General features: G+C 64.8%; 7 protein-coding genes and 1 pseudogene. 2 read left to right on the top strand and 6 right to left on the bottom strand.

Annotation, left to right across the window (positions count from 1 at the left end; all coding sequences use genetic code 11):
• Nucleotides 1–72: 72 nt before the first annotated feature.
• The 6 genes from B9A24_RS00910 to B9A24_RS00885 all read right to left on the bottom strand — a co-directional run bounded on the left by B9A24_RS00910 (nt 73) and on the right by B9A24_RS00885 (nt 9856).
• Nucleotides 73–1248 carry an efflux RND transporter periplasmic adaptor subunit gene (locus tag B9A24_RS00910; protein WP_084443256.1) on the bottom strand — a complete coding sequence of 392 codons (1176 nt, stop codon included), beginning with the start codon at nt 1246–1248 and terminating at the stop codon, nt 73–75.
• Between the two features lie 24 nt (nt 1249–1272).
• On the bottom strand, nt 1273–5730 hold the full coding sequence (locus tag B9A24_RS00905; protein WP_084443255.1) for a CusA/CzcA family heavy metal efflux RND transporter: 4458 nt from the start codon (nt 5728–5730) through the stop codon (nt 1273–1275).
• Nucleotides 5731–5910: 180 nt separating this feature from the next.
• Nucleotides 5911–6240 (bottom strand): DUF6660 family protein, encoded by a 330-nt coding sequence (locus B9A24_RS00900; RefSeq protein ID WP_084443254.1) that lies wholly within the window; start codon nt 6238–6240, stop codon nt 5911–5913.
• Between the two features lie 342 nt (nt 6241–6582).
• Nucleotides 6583–6840 (bottom strand): hypothetical protein, encoded by a 258-nt coding sequence (locus B9A24_RS00895; protein WP_084443253.1) that lies wholly within the window; start codon nt 6838–6840, stop codon nt 6583–6585.
• A 34-nt stretch (nt 6841–6874) separates the two neighbouring features.
• Nucleotides 6875–7348 (bottom strand): hypothetical protein, encoded by a 474-nt coding sequence (locus B9A24_RS00890; RefSeq protein WP_084443252.1) that lies wholly within the window; start codon nt 7346–7348, stop codon nt 6875–6877.
• 51 nt (nt 7349–7399) lie between these two features.
• Nucleotides 7400–9856: a TonB-dependent receptor gene (locus B9A24_RS00885; RefSeq protein WP_084443251.1), complete on the bottom strand. Its 2457-nt coding sequence runs from the start codon at nt 9854–9856 to the stop codon at nt 7400–7402.
• A 620-nt stretch (nt 9857–10476) separates the two neighbouring features.
• On the opposite strand from B9A24_RS00885, the gene B9A24_RS00880 reads away from it, so the two are divergent.
• Together B9A24_RS00880 and B9A24_RS22530 are read left to right on the top strand one after the other, a co-directional pair.
• Entirely contained in the window at nt 10477–10749 is a 273-nt protein-coding gene (locus B9A24_RS00880; RefSeq protein WP_394334628.1) for a transposase, read from the top strand.
• Nucleotides 10750–10994: pseudogene (locus B9A24_RS22530) on the top strand (hypothetical protein); the annotation flags it as partial.

Genomic DNA, 10994 nt, shown 5'->3' with positions numbered 1-10994 from the left:
CCTGGGTGGGAATCGCGGCGTGCAGTAGGCTCAGCATGAGGGCTTCGGTGAGTAGTTCGAGCATGGCAGGGATTATTCCTCTTCCTCGGCGTTCTTCATCTTCGCCAGCAGCGAGTAGGCGCCTTCGGTCACGAAGGTGGTCGTGGCCGGCAAGTCGGCGGGCAGCGTGACTTCGGTGAAACCGTCTTCGCTGCGGCCGGTGGGCAGCGCCACCATGCGGTAGCGGCCCGCTGCTTCGGCTACGAAACCGTAGCTCTGGCCCTCGAAGCGGACCAGCGCTGCGTTGGGCAGGGCCGTCACGTCGGCACGGCCGGTCTCGATGGTGGCCCGCACGTAGAGGCCGGGCAGCAGGGCGCGGTCATTCTCCTTATCCAGGTGGCCGTGGACGCGCACCGTGCGGTCGGCTCCGATGGCCTGGGCAATGAGGTAGACGCGGGCCGTGCGCTCCAGGCTGCTGCTGGCCGAGTTGCTGGGCAGCGTGAAGCGGATGAGCTGGCCCTTCTGCAGCTTGCTGACGTCCTTTTCAAACACGGTCAGCTCGACGTGCAGGTGCTCGGGGTCCACGATTTCAAACAGGGTTTCCGTGGCCGTCACGCTCTGGCCCACGGTCACGTTCACCGTTTTCACGAAGCCGGCCCGCGGAGCGCGCAGCGTGGCCGTGCTCACGATGCGCCCGCCCACGGGCAGGCCCGCCAGCCGCAGCCGGGCCGTCTGGGCGTTGGTTTGCACGCGCAGGGCGTTGTAGTCGGCTTGGGCGCGCTGGTAGTTTTTCTGGGGCGCTACTTCCTGCTCGTACAGCTCTTTCTGGCGGGCCAGCTCGGTACGGGCGTATTCCAGGCGGGCGCGGGTTTCGAGGTAGTCCTGTTGGAGCTGCACAAACTCGGGGTTGCGGATGACGGCCAGGGTCTGGCCCTTGCTGACCCGGGTGCCTTGCAGCAGCGCCGTGTTTTCCACGAAGCCGCCCAGCGGCGCGGTAATAGCCACGGAGCTTTCCGGCGGCACGTCCAGGGTGCCCGTGACGGACAGGCCCGTGCCCATGGGACGCGTGGTTAGCGGGCCGGTTTTCAGTCCGCCGGCCTGCTGTTCCGCGGGCGAGAGGGTTACGACTTCCGGGTCGGCTTCGGCGGCCCCGCCAGGGGCTTCGCCGGCCGTTCCTTCCAGGTCGGTGGAAGCAGCTTCTTTGGTTTTGGAGTCACACCCGGCCAGGGCGAGGCCCAGCAGCAGGAGAAACATAAAGGGAGTACGCATCGGCTAAGTCAGAAGAGGAAAACACTACTGCGCGGGGGTGCCGAGCAGGTAGTCGAGTTCGATGATGGTTTGATTGTGGGCCAGCAGGGCATCGAGGTGGGCGGTGCGCAGGCGCAGCGCCCGGTCCAGGTTGAGCAGGTACTCGGAGTAGCCCATCTCGCCGGCTTTGAAGGCGCGGGTGCTCAGGCGCACGATGACGGCGGCCTGGGGCAGGCCGGTCTGCTCGTAGAACTGCACCCGCTCGGCCAGCTCCTGGCGGCGGGCCTGCAGCTCATCAACGCGGGCGGCCAGCTCGGCCTGGTAGCGCCGGGCCTGGGCTTGGGCCACTTTCTCCTGGAGGCGGGCGGCTTCCACCCGGGCTTTCTGCGGGCCACGCACCAGTGGCAACGCCACGCCGGCCGTCACGCCCTGGAACCGGTCGCCGCCCCCGTAGTAGCGCTCCGGCCCGCCCACACCGCCCACGGTCTGCGGGCCAATCAGGCTTTGGTTGAAGTAGCCGAGCGTGAAGTTGGGCAAGCCCTGGGCCTGCTCGGCGCGGGTCGTGGCCTGCCGTTCGCGTACCTGCTGTTGGAGCACCAGTGCCTGCGGGTTGGAGAGACGAAGCACCGTGTCCTTCAGAGCCGCCGTGGCGGAATCGACGAGCCCCACGGCCACGGCCGATACCAACGGCTGCAACAGGCTGTCGGCCACCGCGACAGCCGCCGGCACTTGCAGCAGGGCCTGCAATTGGCGCTGGGCCACGGCGTAGTCGGTACGGGCCTGCCGCAGCTGCGCCTGGGTTTCACCCTGCTGCACCAAGGCGGTGGCGGGTTCTAAGCGGGCCACTTCGCCGGTTTTAAAGCGTAGGTTGGCGGCCCGCAGAAACTCGGAGTAGATGCTGTCCTGGCCGCGCAGTACCCGCAGGCGGTGGCGGGCGTGCACGGCCTGCTCGTAGCTCAGGCGTACCTGCCGGCGCAGCTCGGCCTGCACCTGCATTAGCTCCAGCTCGCGGGTAGTGACCTGCGCATCGGCCAGGCGGGCCTGGCTGCGGTACACGCCGGGCAGGCTCAGGGGCTGGGTTATGCTGATTTGGTTGTCCTTGCGGTAGGAGTTGGTCTGGCCGTAAGTACCTTGAATGGTGGTGCGCCCCAGTACATCCACGGCCCCTCGGCGCACGGCCTGCTGGGCTTCGAGCGCGCCCCGGGCCGCCGTCACGGTACCGTTGGTTTGCAGGGCTTGCGTGACGGCCTGCGCAGCCGAAAGCGGGGCCTGCTGGGCCTGGCTGGTCAGGGGCAACAGGCCGAGCAGCAGCACCAGACTACCCAGCGTTTTGTGCAGGGCGCGGGAGTTGTTTTCCTTTGGTTCCTCCTCCGGAGCTTCCGGGTTCGGGGCATTTCGCTCCGCTAATGCGTAGAGCACGGGCAGTACCAGCAGCGTGAGCAGCGTGGCCGTGAGCAGCCCACCAATCACCACGGTGGCCAGCGGCCGCTGCACTTCCGAGCCCGCCGACGTGCTCAGGGCCATGGGCAGAAAGCCCAGCGAGGCCACCGTGGCCGTCATCAGTACCGGCCGCAGCCGTACTTCGGCCCCGCGCCGGATGCGCTCCACCAGGTCGGTGACGCCCTCGGCCTTGAGCTGGTTGAAGTAGCCGATGAGCACGATGCCGTTGAGCACGGCCACCCCAAAGAGGGCAATGAAGCCCACCCCGGCCGAGATGCTGAACGGCATCCCGCGCAGCCACAGCGCCAGCACCCCGCCGATGGCGGAGAGCGGAATGGCCGTGAAAATCAGCACCGACTGCTTGAGCGAGCGGAAGGTGAAAAAAAGCAGCACGAAAATCAGCCCCAGCGCCACCGGTACCGCTACCAGGAGCCGGTCCGTGGCCTGGCGCAGGTTCTCAAACTGCCCGCCGTAGGTGGCGTAGTAGCCGGGGGCGAGCTTCAGGTCCCGGTCCACCCGGGTTTGCAGGTCCTGCACCACGCTTTCCACGTCGCGGCCGCGCACGTTGAAGGCCATGGTGATGCGGCGCTTGGCGTCGTCGCGCTGAATCTGGTTCGGTCCGTCCACCAGGGCCACGGTGGCTACCTGTTCCAGCGGCACCTGGGCACCGCCGGACGTGGCAATGAAGAGCTGCTTCACCGAGTTGATGTCCTGGCGCAGGTCGGCGCGTAGGCGCAGTACCACGTCGAAGCGGCGTTCCTGCTCGAACACCTGCCCAGCGGTCTGGCCGGCGAAGGCCGTTTGCACGGTGCGGTTCACGTCCTCCACGTTGAGCCCGAACTGGGCGAGGCGGTTGCGGTCCAGCGTCACCACAATCTGGGGCAGGCCGGTCACTTCCTCGGCGTAGATATCCACTGCGCCGGGTACTTTGCGGGCCAGCGCCGCGGCCTGCCGGGCGTAGCGGCTGAGCTGCTGCAGGTCTTCGCCGTAGATTTTCATCACCACGTCCTGCTTGGCTCCGGTGCTCAGTTCGTTAAAGCGCATCTGAATGGGCTGCTGAAAGCTGAAGGTGACGCCCGGAATCACGCCCACGGCTTCCGTCATTTTCGCGGCCAATTCTTCTTGCGTCTCGGCCGAGGTCCATTTGTCCTTATCCTTTTCCAGCACCACCATCAAGTCAGCCGCATCCACCGGCATGGGGTCGGTCGGGATTTCCGCCGAGCCGACCTTGCCCACTACCTCCTTCACCTCCGGAAATTGCTTGAGCAGAATGCGCTCGGCCTGCTGGGTTTTGTCGGCCGTGTAGCCCAGCGAGCTGCCCACCAGCGTGCGCATTTCGACCGCGAAGTCCCCTTCGGAGAGAGTCGGGATAAACTCGCCGCCCAGCGTGCGAAACAGCAGCCCGGCCCCCACGAGCAGGACCACTGCCGTACCCAGCACCAGCGCTTTCGCCCGCAGCGCCCACAGCAACACGGGCTCGTAGAGGCGGGTGAAAAAGGCCATCATGCGGTCCGAGAAGTTCTTGTTATGCTGCGTGTTGCGGCTGAGGGCCAGCGCCGACATCATCGGCACGTAGGTCAGACTCAGGATGAAAGCCCCCAGAATGGCAAAGGCCACCGTCTGCGCCATGGGCCGAAACATCTTGCCCTCGGTGCCCACCAGGGCCAGCAGGGGCAGGTACACGATGAGGATAATGATTTCGCCGAAGGCGGCCGAGGAGCGGATTTTGGCGGCGGCCTGGTAGGTTTCCTCGTTCATCTGCTCCTGGTTGAGCCGGGCCGTGGCCGCCAGCGTGCCGCCGTGCAGGCGGTGCACAATGGCTTCCACGATAATGACGGCCCCGTCCACGACCAGCCCGAAGTCGATGGCCCCCAGCGAAAGCAGGTTGCCCGATACCCCGAACACGCGCATCAGGCTGATGGCAAACAGCATGGCCAGCGGAATGACCGAGGCCACCACCAGGCCCGCCCGCCAGTTGCCCAGAAACAGGACCAGCACCAGAATGACAATCAGGGCCCCCTCGGCCAGGTTCTTAGTCACGGTGCCGATGGCTCGGCCCACCAGTTCCGAGCGGTCCAGGTACACGTCCACGATGACCCCCTTGGGCAGGGACTTTTGCACCGTCGCCATGCGCATTTTCACGGCCTGAATCACCTCGTTGGCGTTGGCGCCCTTGAGCATCAGCACCACGCCGCCCACCACTTCGCCCTGCCCGTTGCGGGTCATGGCCCCGTAGCGCACCGCCGAGCCCAGGCGCACCTGGGCTACGTCGCGCACCAGCACGGGCAGGCCGCTGTCGGTTTTGCGCACCACGATGTTGCCCAGGTCGGCGGGCGTGGCGGCCAGGCCTTCGGTGCGGATGAAGTAGGATTGGGGGTTGACGTCCAGATAGGCCCCGCCCGTGTTCTGGTTGTTACGCGAAACGGCTTGGTACACCTCGTCCACGGTCACGCCCAGGGAGCGAAGGTGGGAGGGGTCGAGGGCCACTTCGTACTGCTTGAGCAGGCCACCGAAAGAACTGACGTCGGCCACGCCGGGCGTGCCCAGCAGCTGCCGGCGCACCAGCCAGTCCTGCAGGGTGCGCAGCTCGCGGACGTCGTGTTTCTTCTCGTAGCCGGGCGCGGGGCGCAGCACGTACTGGTAAATCTCGCCCAGGCCGGTGCTCACCGGGCCCAGCGTGGGCCGCCCGACTCCGGGGGGAATCTGGTCCTGCGCTTCCTGCAGGCGCTCGGCAATCTGCTGGCGGCCCCAGTAGATGTCCACGTTGTCCTTAAAGACGATGGTGACCACCGACAGCCCGAAGCGAGAAAAAGAGCGCACTTCCTCCAGGTCGGGGATGGTGGCCACGCTTTGCTCCACCGGAAACGAGACCAGGCGCTCGATGTCGCTGGCGGCCAGCGAGGGCGCTACCGTGTACACCACCACCTGGTTGGTGGTAATGTCGGGCACCGCGTCAATGGGTAAATGCTTCAGCGAGTAGCCGCCCCAGGCCACCAGGGCCAGGGTAAGGAGCCCGATGATGAGCTTGTTGTGAATGGAAAAATGAATCAGCCGGTCGAACATCCGTTGCTGGGGGGTTAGGTCTAACGCTTCCGTGAAAACCTGCGGCGTGGCGGCCCTGGCCCGGTGGGCGGGGTGGCGGCAACATGACCCGGCCCGTGCAAAATGCACGAACGGGGCGGCCGGAACGCATATAATAGCGCCCGGCGGCCCGGTGGGGTCAGCAGGAAAGAGAGAGGAAGGTTAGGCCTGCGGCGGCTGCCACACGGCCCCGGCTACCCGGTTGGGAGCGGCCACAATCAGCCGGCCGTGTGTGGCCGCACTGGCCCACTCCACCGGGCGGGGGTACTCCGCCGGCACCGGGTGGGCCGGCGAGATGACGACCCCGCCGCAGCAGTGGCACTGGCACAGCGGCGAGCACCAGTCGCCCAGCACGTCGCTGCCGCAGTCGCTATGCGAGCTGGCGGCCACCGTGGTTTGCGTCTGAACCTGGCACCCCGCTACCTCGTCCGTGCACGTCATGGTCGACAGGCAGGCGAAGTAAAAGGCGAAAAACAGAGACAGCAGGCGCATCAGGGCAAAGGTAATGGGATTCCCGAAGGCAGGTGCTGCCTTTACTTGTGGGGGACGGCAAAGGTTCCCGGGGTGCAATTGCCGGGCTGTGGCACGGGCCGCTCATTCAGAAGTTGGTGTTCCCGTGCGCGCCTCCGTATATTTTGTAAAACAGCAGAGGAGGGACTTAAAAATAGGATGAGAGCCCCAGCTGAATCGGCTCCGATGACCCGTTTGCCAAAACCGGCAAAGGTGCCTGCTGCATGGGCGAGTCCTGCGCCGGCAACGAATGAACGCCTAGAGGCCCGGCGGCACCAAGTTGCCGCCGGGCCAATCAGCTACGGAATAAATCGGGGAAAACGACTAGAAGCTGCCGTCTTTCACGCGCTGCCGAATCAGCTCCTTCAGGCGGTCTATGTTCTTCGTTTCCTGGGTTTTGAGCTCTTGCCAGAACTGCTTGCTGTCCGGCACGCCCGCCTGGTCGGCGTTGGCAATGTATTGGTCGTAGCGCCACAGGGCGTCGAGGCGGCTGCCGAGGTCGTGCACGAGGTCATGGGCGTGGTTGGGCAAGCCCTTGGTTTCGCCGATGTGCTGCTCGGCCTGGTCGTTGGGAGTGTTCATGAGAAAAAGGAGGGGGAAAAATGAATGGGAAAAATCAGTTGCCGTTCTGAGCGGCCCGCAGCAGGTGCAGGTCGTTGGCCCAGCGGGCCAGCTCCGGCGCGTGGCGGCGCGAGTAGGCCGACAGCTTATCCAGCTGGCCCTCGGCAAAGTACAGGTCGGCCAGGGCGTAAAAGCATTGCTTGTACTCGCTCAGCAGCGGGGCCCGCTCGGCGGCCGGCGTGCCCAGGTTGCTGATGTGGCCGCGCAGGCGGGTGAGGGCGGTGAGCAGCGCGCTTTCGGCGGCCTCCGTTTCGTCCAGGCGGGTTAGTGCAGTGCTCTGGCCGCGACTGGCGGCGGCGTAGTGGCGCACCAGCTGGGCGGCCTGCGGCGTGAGGGGCCGGCCGAGCTGGTCGGCCGGCCCCAGGCCCGTCACCACGGCCGCGTAGCGGCCGGCGGCCTGCTGGTACTGGCCGTGGGAGAGGGCGGCGTCGGCCTGGCCCAGGCAAAGTTGACTTTCCGTGTAGCTCATGTTCAGGCAGTAAGTTCGTTGTATAAAGTTGAAAGAGGGGTAGTGCGCCGCCTAAAATGGCACCACCACCTTGGCGCTCAGGTTGCGGCCGGGACTGAAAATACCCAGCCGGCCGGTGGGCGACGCGGTGTAGTACTCAAAGTATTTCAGGCGGTTGAGGTGGGCCTGGTAGGCCACGTCGAACAGGTTGTCGGCCTGCAACACCAGCTGCACGGCCTCGCGGCCGGTTTTGGTGCGGAAGCTGGTGCCCACGCCGGTGCCGCACAGCACGTAGCCGGGCGTACGGGCTTCGGCGCCGTCCACGGCGTAGAAGCGGTTTTGGGTGGCGGTAGCGTCCGCCGTGAAGCGGAAGTAGGTGTTGGTGAGGCGGCTGCCGGCGCGTTCGGGGGCCGTCAGCCGCAGTTCGGTGCGGGCACTGGGGGCCGGAATCAGCGGCAGGTAGCGGCCGGCATCGCCCACGCGCTCGCGCAGGGCGGCGTTTTCGTTGAGGCCGATGACCAGCGCCGCGCCGGTGCGGAGGCTGGCCCAGGGCAGGGCAGTGGGGTGGATGTTAAGCGCCACTTCGCCGCCGTACAGGTTGGCGGCCGCCTGCTGGAATTGGTAGGTCGAGTTGCCCACCGCGTCGCGCAGGGGCTGGCCCTGGGCATCGTACTGCCTGGCCTGGTAAATAAAGTTTTCGACGTGGTTGTAGAAAACTTCCACGCTGCCCTCCACGTCGGGCGACTTGTAGAGGATGCCCAGGTCTTGCTGCACGTTGAACTCGGGGTTGAAGTCGCGGTTGCCCAGGTAGATGATGTGCGCGCCGGGGTCGAGGCCGTTGGAGCCGATTTCGGGAACGTTGGGGGCGCGGTAGCCCCGCGCCACGTTGGCCCGCAGCACCAGGTGCGGCCCCACGGCGTAGGAGCCGCCCAGGCTGGCCGACAGCCCGGTGTAGGTGCGGCGGAAGCTGGGGTACTGTAAATCAGCGCCGGGCGTGGTCGGCCCGGCCCCGGCAGTGAAGCCCGTCCCGGGGTTGGGGGCTACGTAAAAGTCGTCCCACTTCACCTGGCGCCCGTCGTAGCGCAGGCCACCGGTCAGCTCCAGGGCCCCAAACGTCTTTTTCAGCACCCCGAAACCGCCCAGGTCGAACAGCCGGAAGGGTGGGATGGCAAAGTCGGTGGCGTTCAGGTGCTGGTTGTCCTGGCTCATGCCGTTGGCCCCCACCGTCAGCTCGTAGCCGCGCACGGCCGCCAGCAGGTAGCGGGCCTGGTAGTTCACGGTCGTGAGCTGCAGGTCCAGGCCCGGCTGGTCCACGGCGGTGGGGTGGTTGAACTCCTGGCGGTGGTTTTGTTGCACGCCCAGCAGCAGGTGCAGCTCGCCGGTGCCCAGCCGTACCTCGCTGGTGGCAAAGGCCCGGTAGTGGCGGATGCGCTGGCGCAGGTCGGCAATGGTGTAGCTTTTCAGCTCCTCGTCGCTCACCAGCGGGCGGTTCTTGATGTCGTCGTTACTGCCCTCGAACACCTGCCGGGTGAATCGGCGGCTGAGCGAGTCGCGGCTGCCGTCGGGAATTTCCTGGCGGTTGTTGTAGCTGGTCAGCCAGAGGTGTACGCCGCCCCAGTCCTTTTTCAAGCCCACCATGCCGGTGAACTGGGTTTCCTCGAAGCCGGTGTTGTACACGCGCCCGTCCACGGGGTTTTGGTAGTCGCGGGCCAGGCGGTGGGTGCCGCGCACACTGGTCTGAAACCCATTTTTCTGGTAGTTGAAGGCCAGGGAGTTGCCAATCATCCCGTTCACGCCCTGGTATTCGGCCAGGGCCTCGCCGTGCAGCTGCCCGTCAGGGCCGCTGGGCAGGGCCGGAATCAGGTTCACCACCCCGGCCACGGCATCGGAGCCGTAGAGCAGGCTGGCGGGGCCTTTCACCACCTCAATGCGGTCCACCCCGTAGCCGTCTACCTCAATGCCGTGCTCATCACCCCATTGCTGCCCCTCCTGGCGCATCCCGTTGAACATGGTCAGCACGCGGTTGTAGCCCAGCCCCCGGATAAACGGTTTGCTGATGTTGGGCCCGGACGTGACGGCGCTGAGGCCCGGAATGCCCCGCACGGCGGCATCAATGGCGTTGGAATTGGCATTGAGGCGGATTTCCTTGCCCGTAATGGCGGCAATGGGTACCGGCGAGCGGCGAATTTCGGTGCTCCGGCTCACCCCCGTCACCACAACTTCCCCCAAGTTCTTGCCTTCGGCAGCTAGCCGGATGGTCAGGAGCTTATCGGTCGGCAGTGTTACCGCAGGCGTAGTGGTCGCGTAGCCCACGGCACTCACTCGCAGCTTGTGGGGGCCCGCGGGCAGGTCGGGCAGCGTAAAGCGGCCATTCTCGTCGGCCGTAGCGCCTTGGCTTAGCACGGGCACCGCCACGCTGGCGAAGGGCACCGGCCGGCCAGCCGCGTCCAGCACCTGCCCGCGCAGGCTTTGGGCCCGCAGTGCAAATGGACAAATGAGTAGAAAAACAAGCAGGAATTTACCAAACATAGGGGTCGCAGCTTGCCGCGAAAAACCAGGGAACGCCCCTGCACTGATGACAAGCCGAACAAAAGTACGTGAATTTTTTAGGTTAGTCTAAAAATATATTTATAGTATGCTAAAAGCGTATGCCGGGTATTGTTAAACAAACAGGGTAAAACCCCGAGTCGGAGGTTTTACCCTGTTTGTTTAACAGTATTGGCCTGGTTAAAAGGTTGGTCCAACGGTTAATGGGCGAGCTTGTCAACAGCTACTTTTTACAAGGATATAGGCACTGACAGGGCTTTTTCCCGGTAGGAACCCTGCATTCAGCGCGTTCTGGTGGCCACCGGCGGAGTTAACGTACCGTTTTCCCGTCACGCAGGCAGGGTTGTTTGTACGTTGATTGCTGCACAAGTTACCTGAGCTAAACGGACTTGTTTTTTGCTCGATTTGCCCCGTACCAGACGGTTAGGCGAATGGTACAATATAGGATCTGTTTGACGGAACAAACAGCCCTGACAACCTTTAAACGCAGGATTTTAGCGTATAGCTGCCCCGGTTGGAAGCAACTCGCTTAACTTCTGGACCAAACTTTTAACCGAGGCCGATGGTACCTGGGAACGGATAAATGCCTGTTTGGTCGTGGATTGCCGCGAGCGCGAAAAAAAAGTTCTTGCCCCAGCGCCGTCATCGTGGACACCCAAAGCGTGAAAAACACGCCCACCAGCACCCAGGCCGTGGGCTTTGACGCGGGCAAAAGCGTCAAGGGCCGCCAGCGCCTGGCCGTGGTCGACACGCTGGGCAATTTGCTGGCCCGCACGGTGGTGGCCGCTGACCAGCACGACGGCGCGGTCGGGGTGGACTTCTGGGACACCCAGGGCCGGGCCCCCGCCTTGTTGCAAGCGGTGCAACTCGTCTAGGTGGACGGCCCGTTTATGGGCCGTTTTTGCGAAAATAGGGCGCAGACCTACCCCATTCGGGTAGAAAAGCCCACACAGGTCGTCAAAGAGCTGACCCATTTCTGCTTGCATACCAAACGCTGGGTGGTCGAGCGAACGATTGCGCGGCTGAATGCCAACGGCAGCTTGTCAAAGGAGTACGAATGTAAAACCTGCCGCGCGAATGCCTGGCGCTCCCTGGCCAACATCCAACGTATTCTCAAATG

It is taken from the genome of Hymenobacter roseosalivarius DSM 11622 (genome assembly GCF_900176135.1).
GTDB lineage: Bacteria > Bacteroidota > Bacteroidia > Cytophagales > Hymenobacteraceae > Hymenobacter > Hymenobacter roseosalivarius.
The sequence above is the reverse complement of the archived record's forward strand: the minus strand, read 5'-3'. Positions and strand labels throughout refer to the sequence as shown.